The sequence below is a fragment of the Cyanobium sp. ULC065 genome (assembly GCF_977927515.1).
On record NZ_OZ376393.1, the window covers coordinates 1,180,296 to 1,197,190 of the forward strand.

The following is a 16,895-nucleotide window of genomic DNA, read 5'->3' on the forward strand; positions in this document are numbered from 1 at the left end:
TGGCAAAATGCGACTTCAGCTTAGGCAACCTGGGGCGACAGTTCTGCGAAGCGGCGGCGCAAGATAGTGGACTCCGCGCCACGTCGCAGTTCCAAGCCGCCGTCGCGGGCCAGCCCGGCCACCATCCAGGTCTCTCCCTGCCACAGCAAGGGTTGACCGCGGCCATGCAGTCGCCTGTCGGCTTCTTGCCACACCCGCTCCGGTTCAACGGCCGCCGCCACGGCCCAGTCAAGCGCCAGCAGCACCCGGGCCGCCAGGCGGATGGCATCGGCTCCCTGCCGTCGAGCCTGGCCGCTGAGCGCCAGCGCCTGGCCCACGTTGATCGCCCCAGCCGGTACAGGGTTCTCCCCGTTGAGGCCGATGCCCACCCGGGCCGCCTGGATGCGGCTTCCGCGCAGGCGCAGCCGTGGCAGCAGTCCCGCCACCTTGCAGTTGTGCAGCAGCAGATCGTTCGGCCATTTCAGCGTGGGCGCCAGCCCTAGCGCCTCCAGCTGCAGCGCCAGACCCACGGCCGCCGCCATGGCGAGGGAAGCCCCCTGAGGCGGCCACGGCAGCGCCGCACTCAACCAGACCCCACCGTGGGGCGAGACCCACGGGCGACCCTGCTGGCCATGGCCGAAGCGCTGCCGCTGCGCCAGCAGTGCCAGTGGCCCGGAGCCCCACCCTGCCTTTCGTTGATCGAGCAGCCGTTCCGTGCTCCCGCATACCGGCACCATCGCCAGCCTCCAGGGCAGAGGTGGCGCGAGGTACCCCTCCCGCAGCAGCAGCTCGCGTCGGGCAGCGGCGATGCGGCCGATCATGGGCCGGTGCGGCCAGCCAGCGACCACCTCACCCGGAGAAGGAACGCAGCCAGTTCCCGATTCGCACCGCGCCGGCCTCCAGCTCCGCCGCCGGATGCACCAGCGCCAGCCGCACCCACCCCTCGCCGCCGTCGCCGAAGCCGTTGCCCGGGGTGAGCGCCACACCGCTGCCCTTCAGCAGGGCCGCGCAGAAGGCTTCCGAGCCCATGGCGCGGGCCACGGGCGGCAGCTCCAGCCAGAGGTAGAGGGCCATGGAGGGCCGCTGCACCGGCCAGCCCTGGGCCTCGAGCGCCCCCATCATGCGGTCGCGGCGCTCCCGGTAGGTGGCACGCAGTTGCTGCGGCCACTGCGGCGCCTGCTCCAGGGCGGCGATCGCCCCGGCCTGCAAAGCCAGCGACTGGTTGAAGTCGACCACGCCTTTCACCTGGCGCAGGGCGGTGATCAAGGGGGCGGCACCGATCGCGAAGGCGAGCCGGAAGCCGCCCAGGCACCAGCTCTTGGAGAGCGAGAAGAATTCGATCCCGCACTGGCGCCAGTGAGGACTGCGCAGCAAGGCGGGCGCTTCGCCCTCTAAGGCCAGGTCCACGTAGGGGTTGTCGTGGGCGAACACGAAGCCGTGCTGCACGGCTCGTGCGGCCGCTTCCTCCAGCCAGGCCTGTTCGCCCGTGGTGGCGGTGGGGTTGTGCGGATAGCCAAGCACCATCAGCTTGAGCTGCTCCCACTGTGTGGAGGGCACCTGCTCGAACGGCGGCCGCCAGCCCTGCTCGGCCTGCAGGGGCAGCAGCAGGGAGCGCGCGCCTGCCAGCTCCAGGCCGCCGCGGTGGGAGGGGTAGAAGGGATCCAGCAGCAGGGCACGGTCGCCCGGGTCAAGCACAGCCAGGGGCAGGTGGGCGGTGCCTTCCTGCGAGCCCACCAGCAGCAGCACTTCGCTGTCGGGATCGACGGCCACATCGAAGCGGCGCCGGGCCCAGGCGGCAGCCGCCTCCCGGAACGGACGCGTGGAAGCGTGCAGGCAGTAAGAGGAGCTGCCCGGCTCGGTGAGTGCCGCCGCCATGGCCGCCAGCGCCTGCGGCGGCGGCGGCAGATCGGTGGAGCCGAGCGAGAGATCCAGCAGCGGCGCGGGGCTGCTGCTGGGATCGGCAGCGCTCAAGGCGCTGCAGTATTGCCGGTAGTCGGATTTGCGTTGATCGTTGCGGGCGAAGACTCCGCTGCCCAGGCGGGCGACCCGCTCAGAGATGGGCATCAAGGAAGGCGTTGAGCTGTGGACGGGCCATCGCCCCTTCATGGCGGGCCACTTCTTCGCCGCCCTTGAACAGGATCAAGGTGGGTAGCCCCTGGATCTTCAGGGCATCGCGCACGCTGGGGTTGCCATCGGCCTCCAGCTTGCCCACCTCCAGGCGCCCGGCGTAATCGCTGGCGGCCGCCTCCATCAGCGGCGCCATCAGGCGGCAGGGGCCACACCAACTGGCCCAGACGTCGACCAGTACCGCGCCGGGCCGCTCAAGCACGTCAGAGGCGAAGTTCGCGTCGGTGAACTGGGCAACGGCCACGGGAGGGAACGAGCAGGGATCGGGAGAGTCCAAGTCTAGGAATCCCCTGGCGGGGATCCTGCCGCACCGCCGGAGCTCAGAGCTTGTCGATTGAGCGCTTGAGCTCTTCGAGCTCGGCATCCACTTCCGCGGCCTTCACGGGTTCCAGCAGGGGGGTGGGACTGTCGGCGGCCAGAAGGGGGGTGGCGGCAGGGCCGCCTTCAAGCCGGTTCTTGAGAGCGGCCAGCTCGTCGTCCACCTCGCTGCCCTCCAGGGAGGCGAACTGGCTTTCCAGGTCGGCGCCGGCCAGCTCGGCCGCGGCCTGGCTGCGGGCCTCCTGCTGCAGCACCTTCTCCTCCATCTGCTCGAAGGCGGCCATGGCGGAGTTGGTGCCCAACCCGCTGACGGCGCTCTGCAACTGCTCCTGGGCCTGCGCCGCCTGGGAGCGGGCCTTGAGCATGTCTTTCTTGGTCTTGGCCTCGGCGATCTTGCCTTCCAGTGCCAGCAGACTCTTCTTCAGCGCGTCGACCTGGCCTGCCTGGCTGGAGAGCTGGTTGTTGAGCGCGGTGGCGGTGTCCTGATAGGTCTTGCGGCGGCTGAGCGCTTCGCGCGCCAGATCCTCCTCGCCTTTCTTGAGCGCCAGCTCGGCCCGCTCGTACCAGGTTTTGCTCTGGGCTTCCGCCTGCTGCGCCTGATTCTGGATGCGCTTCTGGCTGGCGATCGCGGTGGCCACGGCCGTGCGCAGCTTCACCAGGTCGGACTGCATGTCCGCGACCGACTGATCCAGGATCTTGCCCGGATCCTCCGCCTTGCTGACCAGATCGTTGAGGTTGGCCCGCAGCAGGCGGCTGAGCCGATCGAAGAAGCCCATGGATCATGGAGGGGGCACGTCCGAGGGTAGCGGTGGCGGGCGGCCCTGGCTCCGCCGGTTGCCCGCACCTAACCTGGCCCCATGGCGATCGCCCCCCGCGACCAGACCCGTCGCTTCGGCTCCCTGCAGGTGCTGGTGGCGCCGCAGCGGCGGCCTGCCACCGCGGTGGGCACCTGTCTCACCGCCCTCTCTGCCCAGTGGCGCCGCAACGGCAGCTTGGCGGCGCTGTGGCAGGCCTGGCCGAAGGTGGCGGGTGCTCAGCTGGCGCCCCATTGCCGCCCCCTGTCGCTGCAGGCCGGGGTGCTGTGGGTGGGGGCGAACCACCCGCAGTGGCTGCAGGCGCTCCGCTTCAACCGCCATCAGCTGCTGGGAGCGCTGCGGGGCGCGGGCTTCCAGATCCGTGATCTGCGCTTTCAGCACCACCACCCAGCCACCGCTGCCAGCGCTGGCAGCGAGAGTGAGGCAGAGGTCTGGGCTGCCCACCCCAGCCGCATCGATGTGCAAGGCCTCACCGATTGCCCCCGCTGCGGCGCACCCGCTCCAGCTGGTGAATTGAAGCGCTGGGGGCATTGCAGCTTCTGCGTGCGCCAGGCCGGAGCTCAATAGCGCTCCGGCCTTGGATCCCGCCAGCTAGGACGGCCTGCCCCCCTGTTCACCAGCGCCGCGGCGGCGCTCTCCAACCGCGCGCGGTCCACGCGCCAGAGGCGGTAGATGCCGGCGCGATCGAGCTCTTCCCCCTGAACGGCGCGCCAGTAGGGCAGCTGGCTCGTGTTGTGATCGATCACCACGAGCACGGTGGGGGCTTCCGCGCGGGTACTGGGCTGCTGCCCCTCGCGCTGCTCGTGGCGCAGGCGATCGCTGAGGTTCACCATGCCGTCGACGGAAACCCCCTCGTAGATCACCACTCGACCGGTGTAGTAGTGCAGCGAAGGCTTGAGTACCCCCACCATCGCCAGGCCCTCGCTGGGGCGGATCTCCCGCTGCACGCTGGCGGCCATTTCTCGCACCGGTCGCTGCCGCACGCCATCACCGAGTTGCCATAGCGGCAGCAGGGCGAAGAGATGGAATGCCACCAAGGGAAGCTGCAGCCCCAGCAGCCAGCCGGGCACCACTCGCCACAGGCAGAGCAGGCCTACCAGGGCCGCCAGGGTCCAGAACAGGGCTGCCCTCTCGACGAACCCGCTGGCAGTGAGCTCCGCCGTCAGGGTGGGCATCTCTGGATCCTTGATCAGGGGTATCCAGGTGTTGGACACCCAAAGCGCCACCGCCACCGTGGTGGTGAGCAGCACGGTGGTGGCCTGGGCGAGCAGGAACCAGCGGCCGGCCCCAGCGCCACGCCCTTCGCCGTCCCGCCTGCCGATTTCGCCGTCCTGGGCCGCCAGGGAGATCAGCAGGCCCGCCGCCGGGGTGGCAGGCAGCCAGTAGCTCGGCAGTTTTGTGGCTGCCATGGTGAAGAACACCAGCACAGCCAGCAACCACCAGGCGGCAAAGCTGCGCAAGGAGTGCTGGGGCGCCCTCGGGGTCCTGGCCAGGCCACGCTTCAGGCCGAGCAGCAGCAGCGGTGTGAATGGCAGGCTGGCGATCACCAGCACCGGCAGGAAAAACCACCAGGGCTGGAGATGGTCGTTCACCACCGAACTGAAGCGCTGCAGGTTGTGGTAGCCAAAGAAGCTGTCCCAGAAGGGCTGCCCCTCCACCACCAGCATCGCGGCATACCAGGGCATGGCCACCAGCGCTGTGATCACCAGGCCGCGCCCGGCCTTCAGCCGTGCCCAGAGGGCCGGCAGACTGCCCTGATGCCACCCGAAGCCGACGAGGGTGAGGCCGGCGAGCACCACAGCCACCGGCCCCTTGGCCAGCACCGCCAGGCCCAGCACCAGCCAGCCTGGCCACCAGGGGCGGCCGGGGTCGGCCCAGGCCTGCCACAGCAGCAGCAGGCTCACGGCCAGACAGCCGCTGAGCAGGGCATCGCTGACGCCGATGCGCCCCCACAGCAGCACCAACGGAGAAAGCGCAAAGGCCAGGGCCGCCACCACGGCGCTGCGGGCAGGCCGCCGGGGCAGCCGTTCTCCCCCCGGGCCCAGGCTGGGCTGGGGCCAGCGCAGCAGGGTGGCGCAGAGGGCCAGCATCACGCCGATGCTGGAGAGGGCTGACGGCAGGCCGGCGGCCCAGCTGCCGAGCGGGTCGAAGCGGGCGTGATCCGGCAGGGCGTACACCAGCCCCATCAGCCAATAGACCAACGGCGGCTTGTCGTAGCGGGGCAGTCCGTTCACCCGCGGGGTCAGCCAGTCGCCGGTCTCGGCCATCGCCCGGGCGGCGCCAGCAAAAAGCGGTGGCGTTTCGTCCACCAGCCCAGCCTCGCCGAGTTGCAGAACGAAGATCCCCAGCCCGAGCACTGCCGTGACAAGGAGCGCAAGCCGCCAGCCCTTGCCTCGACGAACCGCGGCCGGCGGGTTGGCAGGGGGCACGAGCACCGGAACGATCGTGGGAAACCTACGTCCCGGCGTCCGGCGTCCGGCCCGCCGTTTGACCTTGTAGTGAATGACCGGCGGGGGAGCCTGGCTCCAGACCGGCCAGCAGCCAGGCCTCCACGCGCCCTGCGAATGCCTCCCGCGAGGCATGGCGCTCCACCCAGTGCCTGCAGGCCAGCCGGTCGAGGCCTTCGGCGGCAAGCACGGCCGCCTGCATCGCCTCCAGGTCGTCGGGAGGAACGAGCAGGCCGTTGACACCGGGCACCACCAGCTCGCCGGGGCCGCCACGGCGGTAGGCCACCACAGGCACACCGCAGGCCATCGCCTCCACCACCACGTTGCCGAAGGCTTCGTTCCATTTCGGCGTGTTCAGGAACACGCGGCAGCCGCCGAGCTCCGCCTGCAGCTCCCCGGTGGGCAGAAAGCCGCGCCAGTGCACGGTGCCGGCCGGCACCGCCGCCTCCACCGCTTCCCGGTAGGCGGCGTCTTCCACCACCCCCCACACCAGCAAGCGCCGGCCCAGCCCGGCGGCCACCCGCGCCGCGTCGATCAACCCCTTCTCCGGAGCGATGCGTCCGGCCCATCCCAGGGGGGCTTCCGGGTCGGGCTCGGCGCGGAAGCGATATGCCGCCAGATCGAAACCGTTGCCCAGCACCAGCGGCGGGCCGGGCAGGTCGAAATCCGCCGCCTGGGAGCGCGTGTGGAAGGCCAGCCGCCCCGGGCAGCGCCGCGCCACATCGGCGATCACCGCATCCATCACCCGCGCCACCGAGCCCATGCTCACCAGATGGAACAGCGGCGTGGCGCAGTGGGGCGTGAGCCAGAGAGGCAGCCAGTCGTAGGCCAGGTTGAGCACCGCGTCGAAGCTGCCCTGCTCCTGCAGCACCCGGTCCCACAGGGCCGGCAGCAGGCCGTCGGCAGGGATCTGCACGGCACTGTCGTGGCTCTGGTGCTGCCAGCTGGGCTGGTCGTGGCCAGGGCAGGTCCAGAGCTGCACCGCCCCGCTGCCGGGGGGCAGCCGGGAACCTTCACCGGCTAGCACCGTGAGCCGGTGGCCGCGCCCGCCCAGTCCTGCCACCAGCGCCGCCAGGGTGAGCTCCACGCCCCCACCCCGGCCACTGCCGAGCGTGCCCACCGGCGTGCTCACCAGCAACAGCCGCAAACCCGTGCTCATGGGGCCGGCTCCGGTGTGGCGCTGGCGGGCACCCACAGTTGGCGGCGCCGGTTGATCAGCAGCACCGACACCATCGCCAGGGCGGCCCCCAGCCACTGCAGCGGGCGCAGGTGCTCATCCAGCAGCAGCAGACCGCAGAGCAGGGCGAACACCGGGGTGAGGAAGGTGAGGGCCGAAAAGCCGGTGAGATCGCCGCTGCTGGCGAACCAGAAAAACAGGCCGTAGGCCAGGGCGCTGCCCAGGAGGCTGGCGTAGGCCATCCAGCCCCATTCCTGCAGGGTCCAGGTCGGCCAGAAGGGCGGCAGCGCCGGATCGAGGGCGGGCCCCAGTGCAGCACCGATCAGCAGCGGCACCCCGCCGATCACCATGTGCCAGCCGGTGATGGCCACCGGATCGCTGCGCCGCATCGCAAAGCGGCAGAGCACCGTGCCCACCGCCATCGCCACGGCGGCGCCCAGCATCCAGAGCTCGCCGTGGCTCCAGGCCCGCGCCCCGAAGCTGATGGGACCCTCCAGCCACCAGTGCTGGAGCAGCGGCGCCGGCAAGCCCAGGCAGAGGATGCCGGCCAGCCCCAGCAACAGGCCGAGCCAGCCCACCGGGTTGATCGCTTCGCCGAACAGGGCACGGGCCAGCAGCGCCACCAGCAGCGGCTGCGAATCGATCAGCACAGAGCCCAGCCCGGCGCCGGTTCCCTCCAGCCCGCGCGCCAGCAGTCCCTGAAACAGTGTGCCGTCCACAAGCGCGAAGGCCAGCAGCCAGAGCCGGTCGGCGGGATCCACCCCGAGCGGGCGCCGCAGCGCTACGGCGGCCAGCAGCACGGCCACGCCGGCCGGCAGCAGACGCATCCAGGCCAGCGTGAGCGGCCCGCTGTGGGCGAGCAGCGGCTTCATCGCCGCCATCGCCGTTCCCCACAGCGCGAAGGGAAGCAGCATCGGCAGCCAACGGAAAACGGGAGTCATCGGAGCGGCCGCCAACAACCTTTTTAAGATCCAGCCACTACGTGCCGCAGCGCATGCCCTGGCCCTGGCGCCGAAAGTCCCGCAAAACCCTGGCCCGCGTCGTGATCGAGGGACCGATCGCCGGGGGCACGCGCGAGCGGGTGCTCAAGGCGTTGCGCCAGGTGGAGGAACGGGAATGCCCGGCCCTGCTGCTGCGCATCGACACCCCTGGTGGCACCGTCGGCGACAGCCAGGAGATCCACGCCGCCCTGCTCCGCCTGCGGGACAAGGGTTGCCGAGTGGTGGCCAGCTTCGGCAATATCTCCGCTTCCGGCGGGGTGTACGTGGGGGTGGCGGCGGAGCGCATTGTGTCCAATCCGGGCACGATCACTGGCTCGATCGGCGTGATCCTGCGGGGCAACAACCTTTCCCGCCTGCTTGAGAGGGTGGGCATCAGCTTCGAGACGGTCAAGAGCGGCCCCTACAAGGACATCCTTTCCCCCGACCGCGCCCTCACCACCGAGGAGCGCAGCCTGCTGCAGGGCTTGATTGATTCCAGCTACGACCAGTTCGTGGCGGCGGTCGCCACCGGTCGGTGCCTCAGTGAGGAAGTGGTGCGTGGCTTCGCCGATGGGCGGGTGTTCACGGGCGCTCAGGCCCTTGAGCTGGGCCTGGTGGATGAACTGGGCGACGAGGACACCGCCCGCCGGCTGGCGGCCCGGTTGGCAGGCCTCGATGAACAGGAGGTGCGTCCCACTACCTTCGGCAAGCCCGCGAAGCGGGTGCTGTCGTTCCTGCCAGGCCGCAACCTCTTCGCCGGCCTCCACCAGGCGCTCAGCCTGGAACTGGCCTGGAGCGGCCAGCCGCTCTGGCTCTGGCGGCCATGAACCAGCCACTTGCGCTGCGGGCGCTGCGGGCCGCAATCACAGTCGAGGCCAACACCAGCTCGGCCATCGCCGAGGCAGTGGCCGAGCTGCTCGACGCCCTGATTGCCCGCAATGGCCTGGAGGGCCCGCAGGTGCTCTCGGTCACCTTCTCGGTCACCCCCGACCTGAACGCCTGCTTCCCTGCGGCGATCGCCCGCCGCTATCCCGGCTGGGACGCGGTGGCTTTGCTGGACTGCCAGCAGATGGCGGTGACCGGCGACCTTCCTCGCTGCATCCGGCTGCTGGCCCACGCCTGGATGGAGGACTCCCGCCCTCCGGCCCATCCGTACCTGCGCGAGGCAGCCCGGTTGCGTCCGGACAGATCCGGTCATAACTGACAGCTCTGCCGCTGCACCCGCCTGGGCTGAACCGCCGGAACAGGGGAGGGAGAATGCACCCACAGCCTTTCGGCCCCCACCCCCGTCCCAATGACCCTTCCGTTGCTCGGCCCGCTCCGCTCCCGTCCGGCGCGTCCGGTGAGCCCGTTGCGGCGGCGATTCTCCCGGGCCGGCGCTGCGCTGGCTCTAGCCCTGGCCGGCACGGCCCTGGCGGCCACCATCGGCGATGTGCCCGCAGCCCGCTCCCAGGGCACGCCGGGCCTGCTGGAATTCCGCTGGGACAACAACCGGGATTACCGCAAGCTCTACTTCTTCATGACCGAGACGGCACGGCTGAAGCGCTCGGAGTATTACCTGATCCTGAGGCCCAAAGACCGCAACACGGCCATTCTCAAGCTCACCGTGGCCGTGCCTGCCACCTTCGACACCCAGATCAATCCCAAGGACCTCAAGCTCTGCGTGATGCATGAAGGCGGTGTGATGTCGCGCACCCGCTGCAAGGAGCAGATCCCCGCCACCATCGAGGTGAACGCCAATGGCAAGGCGATCGAGATCTTCCCTGACCGCCCCATCCCCGACGACATCACCATCGGGGTGTACATGAACCTGTTCAATCCCTTCAACACGGGCATGTATCAGTTCAACGCCCTGGCACAGGCGCCAGGGGATGTGCCATTTGCCGGCTACCTGGGCAGCTGGCTGATCCAGATCGACCCCACCAACAACTGAGCCCGGGCCCACGGGCACCTGCCTGATAAGTTGGCCAATCGACCACAAGCAAGACCCAGAGCGGCACCATGACGAAGCGCACCCTCGAAGGAACCAGCCGCAAACGCAAGCGCGTCTCCGGATTCCGGGTGCGCATGCGCTCCCACACCGGCCGCCGCGTGATCCGCACCCGCCGCCGCCGCGGCCGTGCCCGCCTGGCCGTCTGATCCGATTCCCTTTGCCAGGCCGTTCAGGCCCTTCTCCATGGCCTTGCCCGCCGCGCTGAGGCTGCGGAGCCGCCGGGCCTTCGACCGCCTCTACCGCAACGGCCGCAGGGTGCATGGATCGCTCCTGGTGTTGCGCGTCACTGAGGCGGACCCCGCCCTCCTGCGCACCGGTGGCCCACACCCGCCCAGCCGCTGGCGTTGTGCCGTGGTGGTGAGCAGCAAGGTCAGCAAGCTGGCGGTGCGGCGCAATCAGCTGCGGCGCCAGCTTCACACCTGGCTCCACCAGCGCTGTGCCGGCCCCCAGCCCTCCGGCCGTGCCCTCTGGCTGCTGCTCAGCCTCAAGCCGGGCAGCGCGGACGCGGACCCCGAGGCCTTGCTGGGAGAATGTGCGGAGCTGTTTCGCAAGGCAGGTCTGAGCCCATGAGCGGTACCCCGGCCGATGGTCTCCCCGTGATCCCCACCATTCCCGAACCCGTCTTTTATGAGGGTGGTCCGGCCAAGGGCGACCTGATCTTCAACCTCCTGCTCGGTCTCACCTTGATCGGCATCCCCTTCGCCGTGGGGGCCATCGTGCGTGCGCTGTGGCTGCGCTTCCGCATCACCAGCCGGCGCATCTCCGTGAGCGGTGGCTGGCTGGGCCGCGACCGCAGCCAGGTGGTGTACAGCCAGATCCGCGAGCTGCGCTCGGTGCCCCGCGGCTTCGGCGCCTGGGGCGACATGGTGCTGGTGCTCAACGATGGCGCCAAGCTTGAAATGCGCTCCGTGCCCCGCTTCCGCGAAACAGAGGCCTACATCCTTGAGCGCATGGCAGCCAAGACCAGCGCCGCGGCAGGAACGAAGGGATTCGGCGATGCCCAGCTGGCCACGGCCTGACGCCCCCCACTCCCTCCCGGTGCGCTCGCTCCGCCCCATTGGTCGGGCACACTGGGCCGATCAGATCCTTCCCCCCGTCCCCACCCCGCTGTGATCGGCTACATCTCCGACAACCTGCTGCTCCCCATCCTCGATTTCTTCTACGGATTGGTGCCGAGCTACGGGCTGGCCATCATCGCGCTCACCGTGGTGATCCGGCTGGCGCTCTTCCCGCTGAGCGCCGGCTCCATCCGCAGTGCCCGCCGCATGCGCATCGCCCAGCCGGTGATGCAGAAGCGTCAGGCGGAGATCAAATCGCGCTACGCCAGCAACCCCCAGAAGCAGCAGGAAGAGCTGGGCAAGTTGATGAAGGAGTTCGGCAGCCCGCTGGCTGGCTGCCTGCCGCTGGTGGTTCAGATGCCGATCCTGTTTGCCCTGTTCGCCACCCTGCGGGGGTCCCCCTTCGCCGATGTGCCCTACACCCTGAACCTCAAGGTGCTCCCCGCCGACCAGATCGCTGCGGTGGAAGCGAAGCCCTTCAACAGCGCCAGTCATTCGATCTTCATCACCGAAACCAGCCACGTGCCGGTGGTAGCCAGCCTTGAGCAAGGCACCAAGCTCGGCGTCGGCGACACGGCCCAGATCGAGCTGCACACCCGTGACGGCAAGCCGTTCACCTCCGTCCTCGCCGATGTGGAGAACGGTTCGGCCTTCCTTCCCACCTGGTTGGTCACCAAAGGCGATGGCGTGGTGGCGGTCAGCGACGACGGCAAGATCACGGCCATCGGCACCGGTGACGCCACGGTGGAGGCCAAGGTGCCCGGCCTGGCAGCCCGCAGCGGCTTCCTGTTCATCAAGGCGCTCGGTCAGGTGGGCTTCTACACCGATGGGGCGATCAACTGGGACATCGCCATCCTGGTGGGAGCTTTCGGCGCCAGCCTGTTCGTCTCCCAGATCCTTTCGGGCATGGGCATGCCGCCGAACCCGCAGCAGTCCACCGCCAACAAGATCACGCCCGTGATGATCACCGGCATGTTCCTGTTCTTCCCGTTGCCCGCCGGGGTCCTGCTTTACATGGTGGTGGCGAACATCTTCCAGGGCCTGCAGACCTTCCTGCTCACCCGCGAAGCCCTTCCGGACAACCTCCAGGAGATTCTTGATCAGCAGCTTGCTCAGCAGACCGTGTCGGTGGCCTCCAGCGGCGCCGCCTCCCTCGACCGGCTGCCGTTTGAGCCCAAGAGCAAGAAGTGACGCAGCGCTGCCCCTCCCACCCTCCGCAGGCGGTGCCGCTGCAGCCGATCCCCCTGCAGCAGCTGCGGCTGATGCCCCTGGGGTGTCACTGGGAGGTCGACCAGCATCTGCCGGCCCTCACCACCCTCACGCCGGTGCGGGGCACGATCACTGCCCTGCATGGCGGCAGCGTGCTGGAGGTGAGCGGTGCGGCCCACACGATCATCACCCTCTGCTGCGACCGCTGCCTGCGCCACTACAACCAGCCGATCGCCTTCAAGGAGCGTGAACCGCTCTGGATCGGCGAGGCTGAACCGAGCGAGCCAGATGACGACCCTCTCGATGGCCCCTGCGAGCGCCTCGATCCCCAGGGCAGTTTCGATCCCGCCCATTGGCTGTTCGAGCAGCTCAGCCTGCAATGGCCCCTGCGCAACCATTGCGGCCCCGACTGCCCCGGGCCTGCCAGCTGGGGCACCCACGACGCGGCCCCGAGCCCAGATCCCGCTTCCCAGGATGGTGCTGCGATCGACCCGCGCTGGGCGCGGTTGCGTGAGCTCCGCTGATCCGCTCCCATGCCCCACGTCGCCGCTCCCTTCCCGTTCAGCGCCCCTGAAGCCGGCCGATGACGGCTCCCTGGATCGACCAGCTGGATCTGCTGATCCGTTCGCGCACGCCGATCCTCTGGATCCGCAGCCCTGAAGAGGAGCGCATCCAGGCGCTGCTCACCACCGCGGCCGAGCGACTGGGCCAGCGGCTGCTGCTGCGCTGGGATTTCGTGCAGGGGCTGGAGGGCCTGCCTAACCGGCGGGGGGAGGCAGCCCGCAACCCGATGGCGGCGCTCGACAGCATCGAATCCCTGCCTCCGGATCAACCAGCGATCCTGCTGCTGCTGGATTTCAACCGCTACTGCGAGGACCCGGGCATCTCGCGCCGCCTGCGTAATCTGGCTACCAGCCTGCGCCGCCAGCCCCGCACCCTGGTGATCACGGCCCCCGACTGGCAGGTGCCGCGCGAACTGGAGGAGTGCATCACCGTGCTCGAGCTGCCCCTTCCCAGTCCCAGCGAGATCAGCCAGCTGCTCACCAACATCGGTCAGGCCAGCGGCCGGCCGCCGGAGCCTGCCCTGCTGGAGCAACTGGCCCACTGCTGCAGCGGCCTCACCGAGCAACGCATCCGTCAGGTGGCCGCCCGGGCCCTGGCCCGCCGGGGGCAGCTCGGTGAGGCCGATCTCAACGAAGTGCTGGAGGAGAAGCGGCAGGCGATCGCCCGTAGCGAGTTGCTGGAGTATTGCCCCACTGAAGCCACCCCCTCCGACATCGGCGGCCTCGATGCCCTCAAGCATTGGTTGAAGCAGCGCAAGCTGGCCTTCAGCGACGAGGCCGAGCGCTACGGCCTGCCGCTGCCCCGCGGCGTGCTGCTGGTCGGTCCACAGGGAACGGGCAAATCGCTCACCGCCAAGGCGATCGCCCACAGCTGGGCGATGCCGCTGCTGCGCCTGGATGTGGGACGCCTGTTCGCTGGCCTGGTGGGGGCCAGCGAGGCCCGAACCCGCGACATGATCCGCCGCGCCGAGGCCATGGCCCCCTGCGTGCTCTGGATCGACGAGATCGACAAGGGCTTCGGTGGCGACAGCCGCAGCGACGGCGGCACCAGCCAGCGGGTGCTGGCCAGCCTGCTCACCTGGATGGCGGAGAAAACCTCCGCCGTGTTCGTGGTGGCCACGGCCAACGGGGTGGACAGCCTGCCCCCCGAGCTGATGCGCAAAGGGCGCTTCGACGAGATCTTCCTGCTTGATCTGCCTGATGCGGCCGAGCGGTTGGCGATTCTCGATCTGCAGCTGCGCCGGCGGCGCCCCGACCACCGCATCCCCCTGGATGTGCTGGTGGATCGCACCGCTGGCTTCTCCGGCGCGGAACTGGAGCAGGTGGTGGTGGAGGCCATGCACCTGGCCTTCGGTGACCACCGGGAGTTCGGCGAACCCGATCTGATCGCCGCTGCCAGTGATCTGGTGCCGCTGTCGCGCACGGCGCGTGAACAGCTGGAGGCGCTCAAACACTGGGCCGAGAGTGGTCGAGCCCGCCCGGCCTCCAGATTGCGCGGCGTAACGAAAACAGACGCCGAGTAACGAACCCCGACGCCGGGTAACGAAACCAAGGGAATGGCGAAGTCTCCGCAATCTCCATCCCTACGGTGCCGTGCAGTTGTACAGAACACCGTGGATCGTCCCGCCGTTGCTACCCAGATCGCCGTGGCTTGTCTTGGTGCCGGTGTGGTGACCACCTTCGCCGTGGCCCAGGGTCAGAATCCCCTCACCGCCCTCGGCATCACCCTGTTTTCCGCTCTCGCCGCTGTGATGGTGGGCCAGGTTCTCTGAACCCACACAGGCCAGGGTTGACGGTCGTTGTGGCTGGTTAGGGTCGCCTGGATGATCCATCCAGTGCGGTTCGTTTGGTCATGGATGCTTCGAAGCCTTCGCTGAACGTTGAGGCCACGGCCCGCCACGTTCAGCCTTCGGTCTCTCACGCTGAGCCCTCGGTCACTCACCCCGAGTCCTCGGCCGCACCCGCCGGGTCTTCGGCTATTCACTCTGAGCCTGCAGCCACACAGGCGCTGTCTTCTGACGACCCCCTGGACCCTGCCGCCACGGCGTTGATCGTGGCGGTCTTTGATGCGAAGCCCTACGACAGGCTCCATCTTCCGGCAGCCACCGGGGCGGATGTGCAGCTTCGCTTTCTTGCCTTTCGCCTCACCGCGGATACTGCCGCCGCCGCTGAAGGGGCGCAGGCTGTCTGTGTCTTCGTCAACGATGTGGTCGACCGGGCCTGTATCCAGCAGCTGGTGGCCAGGGGCATCACGCTGGTGGCCCTGCGTTGCACCGGCTTCAACAACATCGATCTGGATTCAGCCAGGGAACTGGGGCTCACGGTGACCCATGTTCCGGCCTATTCCCCCTATGCGGTGGCTGAACATGCTGTGGCGTTGCTACTGAGCCTGAACCGCAAGGTGCACCGGGCTTATAACCGGGTGCGGGAGATGAATTTCTCGCTGCAGGGACTGGTGGGGAGCGATCTGCATCGCAAGACGGTGGGAATCGTGGGTACGGGCAAGATCGGCAAGATCGTGGCACGCATTCTTCACGGCTTCGGCATGGTGGTGGTGGCCTACGACCCCTATCCCGACCCCGCCTGGGCGGCGCGGGAGGGCATCACCTATCTCGACCCGATCACATTGGCCTCGATGAGTGATGTGATCTCCCTGCACGTTCCGCTCACGCCGGAAACCCATCACATCATTCGGCGCGAAACCATTGAGCGCATGAAGCCGGGCGTGATTCTCGTCAATGTCAGCCGTGGCGGCCTGATTGACACCTCCGCGCTGATCGAGGCACTCAAGTCGGGCCGGCTCGGTGGCGTGGCACTCGATGTCTATGAGGAAGAGGAGGGGGTGTTCTTCGAGGATCTCTCCAGCCATGTGCTTCAGGACGATCTGCTCGCCAGGCTGCTCACTTTCCCCAACGTGCTGATCACCGCCCACCAGGCCTTCCTCACCCATGAGGCGCTCGGTGATATCGCCCGCGTGACCGGTGCCAACCTGCGGGCACTGGCGGCGGCGCACCCCTTCCTGAAGGGTTCCGTGCTCACCTGACGACGGCATCGTTCTCCCCCATGGATCCACACACCCCTGCCCAGCTGCGGCAGCTCATGCCGGCGCTGGCGAACAAGAGCTACTTCAACTAGGCAAGCCGTATTTTGGAAGCCTGTCTCTGACAGCGATTTGACTGGGTTTCGAGGGGGCTTGGGCCACGCCTTGGGCCACATTCTTAGGCTACGAGGTTGGGCTTCGCTGCTGGTCTGACTCTTCAAGGCCGTCCAACGGAACCCATTGGCGATTGGTGGCCCCTGAGAGCTTCGATCAGGTGGCTTTGTCATTCGTGCCGTGGCGTTGGTGCCCACGCTTGGCCGCATCCGCTCCGCCCCGGTCATCGATTGCTTGGCCGCGGTCGAACCCACCCTCCACCCTGAGCTGGAGGCGGTGATGCGCCAGTGCCTGCAGCTGGCCTTGCCGGCGGAGGTGACTTCCCCGGCCTTTTCCTGGCCCTTCCTTGGTATGGTTTCAGTTAAATCAATACTGGGGACTCGCTTCGGCCAGAATCGGTCCGCCCAGGATGCCGGCCGCCGCCTTGAACAGACCTAAACCCCATCCGTGGCGCGCCCGTCTGGCCCTGGCGGCGGTTGTGTTGTTTACCAGCGCTGTCACGCCACTGCGGGCCAATACCTTTAGCGTCAACACTGATGGGCGTACCACTCACTTCAACCTGGGTGGTGGTCCCGTGGTTTGCTTGTGGATAGACGCAGACAACGTCCCACCAGGGGAGGTCGTGCCAACAATTTTTGGGCAGGGATTTATGAGGATGAAATGCACCTCCACCAACCCCATCACCGGCCAAGTGCGAGTGCAGAACTGCATAACTGATAGAGACCGCGACACAACCGAGTGCGTGGATGAGCCGAAGCCCTAAAGATCCGCCTGCCCTGAGGCGCGGATCGTGCAATCACTGAGGGGATAGCTCACTGATAGCAGCGCGTAGCCCTATTGATCTGATCGTCATCGAGGAAGCTCTGATCCGCCTGATTTACGCTGCTGGCCAGCACCTTGCCGGCACAGGCGCTGCAGGCGCCGGCGTGGCAGAAACAGGGCAGATCGACCCCCTTCTCGTCGGCGGAGTCAAGGATTTACTGATCATCGCCACAGGGGAAGCTGCGGCCGTCTTCGAGCGTGATCGTGTACGAAGCCATGGCGGGGCGATCGGGGCTGATCTCGTTCTAATCCT

At 68.3% G+C, this 16,895-nt stretch carries 19 protein-coding genes and 1 pseudogene; 12 read left to right on the plus strand and 8 right to left on the minus strand.

Going from position 1 to position 16,895, the window contains the following annotated elements:
* Positions 1-20 precede the first annotated feature (20 nt).
* The 4 genes from ACXMDP_RS05685 to ACXMDP_RS05700 form a co-directional block, all read right to left on the minus strand.
* Complete coding sequence (locus tag ACXMDP_RS05685; RefSeq protein ID WP_259728793.1) at positions 21-800, minus strand: biotin--[acetyl-CoA-carboxylase] ligase; 780 nt, start codon at positions 798-800, stop codon at positions 21-23.
* A gap of 28 nt (positions 801-828) precedes the next feature.
* On the minus strand, positions 829-2,043 hold the full coding sequence (locus ACXMDP_RS05690; protein WP_259728792.1) for an aminotransferase class I/II-fold pyridoxal phosphate-dependent enzyme: 1,215 nt from the start codon (positions 2,041-2,043) through the stop codon (positions 829-831).
* Positions 2,030-2,350, minus strand: a complete 321-nt coding sequence (gene trxA, locus ACXMDP_RS05695) for a thioredoxin (protein WP_255099767.1) — start codon at positions 2,348-2,350, stop codon at positions 2,030-2,032. The genes ACXMDP_RS05690 and trxA overlap by 14 nt, the downstream gene beginning before the upstream one ends.
* 76 nt (positions 2,351-2,426) lie before the next feature.
* Positions 2,427-3,200 carry a PspA/IM30 family protein gene (locus ACXMDP_RS05700; protein WP_094510320.1) on the minus strand — a complete coding sequence of 258 codons (774 nt, stop codon included), beginning with the start codon at positions 3,198-3,200 and terminating at the stop codon, positions 2,427-2,429.
* 81 nt (positions 3,201-3,281) lie between these two features.
* On the opposite strand from ACXMDP_RS05700, the gene ACXMDP_RS05705 reads away from it, so the two are divergent.
* Complete coding sequence (locus tag ACXMDP_RS05705) at positions 3,282-3,806, plus strand: DUF721 domain-containing protein (RefSeq protein ID WP_259728791.1); 525 nt, start codon at positions 3,282-3,284, stop codon at positions 3,804-3,806.
* On the opposite strand, the gene ACXMDP_RS05710 is transcribed toward ACXMDP_RS05705, so the two are convergent.
* The 3 genes from ACXMDP_RS05710 to ACXMDP_RS05720 are packed head-to-tail and all read right to left on the minus strand — an operon-like array spanning position 3,800 to position 7,804.
* Positions 3,800-5,668, minus strand: coding sequence for an ArnT family glycosyltransferase (locus tag ACXMDP_RS05710; RefSeq protein WP_399232604.1), 1,869 nt, complete (start codon positions 5,666-5,668; stop codon positions 3,800-3,802). The two genes, ACXMDP_RS05705 and ACXMDP_RS05710, sit on opposite strands and share 7 nt — an antisense overlap.
* Positions 5,669-5,693: 25 nt before the next feature.
* Positions 5,694-6,845 carry a glycosyltransferase gene (locus ACXMDP_RS05715; RefSeq protein ID WP_259728790.1) on the minus strand — a complete coding sequence of 384 codons (1,152 nt, stop codon included), beginning with the start codon at positions 6,843-6,845 and terminating at the stop codon, positions 5,694-5,696.
* Positions 6,842-7,804: a DMT family transporter gene (locus tag ACXMDP_RS05720; protein WP_259728789.1), complete on the minus strand. Its 963-nt coding sequence runs from the start codon at positions 7,802-7,804 to the stop codon at positions 6,842-6,844. The genes ACXMDP_RS05715 and ACXMDP_RS05720 overlap by 4 nt, the downstream gene beginning before the upstream one ends.
* A gap of 53 nt (positions 7,805-7,857) precedes the next feature.
* Here ACXMDP_RS05720 and sppA point away from each other — a divergent pair, with 53 nt between their 5' ends.
* The 11 genes from sppA (at position 7,858) to ACXMDP_RS05775 (ending at position 15,709) form a co-directional block, all read left to right on the plus strand.
* Entirely contained in the window at positions 7,858-8,670 is an 813-nt protein-coding gene (sppA, locus tag ACXMDP_RS05725) for a signal peptide peptidase SppA (RefSeq protein ID WP_094510323.1), read from the plus strand.
* Positions 8,667-9,047 carry a chorismate mutase gene (gene aroH, locus ACXMDP_RS05730; protein WP_259728788.1) on the plus strand — a complete coding sequence of 127 codons (381 nt, stop codon included), beginning with the start codon at positions 8,667-8,669 and terminating at the stop codon, positions 9,045-9,047. The genes sppA and aroH overlap by 4 nt, the downstream gene beginning before the upstream one ends.
* A gap of 90 nt (positions 9,048-9,137) precedes the next feature.
* Positions 9,138-9,776, plus strand: a complete 639-nt coding sequence (locus tag ACXMDP_RS05735; RefSeq protein ID WP_311134093.1) for a DUF2808 domain-containing protein — start codon at positions 9,138-9,140, stop codon at positions 9,774-9,776.
* A gap of 68 nt (positions 9,777-9,844) precedes the next feature.
* Entirely contained in the window at positions 9,845-9,982 is a 138-nt protein-coding gene (rpmH, locus tag ACXMDP_RS05740) for a 50S ribosomal protein L34 (protein WP_006170261.1), read from the plus strand.
* Between the two features lie 37 nt (positions 9,983-10,019).
* Entirely contained in the window at positions 10,020-10,406 is a 387-nt protein-coding gene (gene rnpA / locus ACXMDP_RS05745) for a ribonuclease P protein component (protein WP_259728787.1), read from the plus strand.
* A complete protein-coding gene (locus ACXMDP_RS05750; protein ID WP_094510327.1) occupies positions 10,403-10,855 on the plus strand; it encodes a PH domain-containing protein in 453 nt (150 codons plus the stop codon). Before rnpA ends, ACXMDP_RS05750 begins: the two co-directional genes overlap by 4 nt.
* A gap of 90 nt (positions 10,856-10,945) precedes the next feature.
* Positions 10,946-12,085 carry a membrane protein insertase YidC gene (gene yidC / locus ACXMDP_RS05755; protein WP_259728786.1) on the plus strand — a complete coding sequence of 380 codons (1,140 nt, stop codon included), beginning with the start codon at positions 10,946-10,948 and terminating at the stop codon, positions 12,083-12,085.
* The gene (locus ACXMDP_RS05760) at positions 12,082-12,627 is read left to right on the plus strand and encodes a YceD family protein (protein ID WP_259728785.1); all 546 of its coding nucleotides are present in this window, start codon (positions 12,082-12,084) and stop codon (positions 12,625-12,627) included. Before yidC ends, ACXMDP_RS05760 begins: the two co-directional genes overlap by 4 nt.
* Before the next feature lie 59 nt (positions 12,628-12,686).
* Positions 12,687-14,189 (plus strand): AAA family ATPase, encoded by a 1,503-nt coding sequence (locus ACXMDP_RS05765; protein WP_259728784.1) that lies wholly within the window; start codon positions 12,687-12,689, stop codon positions 14,187-14,189.
* Positions 14,190-14,279: 90 nt separating this feature from the next.
* Positions 14,280-14,438, plus strand: a complete 159-nt coding sequence (locus tag ACXMDP_RS05770) for a hypothetical protein (protein ID WP_198948196.1) — start codon at positions 14,280-14,282, stop codon at positions 14,436-14,438.
* A 275-nt stretch (positions 14,439-14,713) separates the two neighbouring features.
* Positions 14,714-15,709, plus strand: coding sequence for a 2-hydroxyacid dehydrogenase (locus ACXMDP_RS05775; protein WP_259728783.1), 996 nt, complete (start codon positions 14,714-14,716; stop codon positions 15,707-15,709).
* 870 nt (positions 15,710-16,579) lie between these two features.
* Here the strand turns inward: ACXMDP_RS05775 and ACXMDP_RS05780 are convergent.
* Positions 16,580-16,860 (minus strand): annotated as a pseudogene (locus ACXMDP_RS05780) (2Fe-2S iron-sulfur cluster-binding protein).
* Positions 16,861-16,895 lie beyond the last annotated feature (35 nt).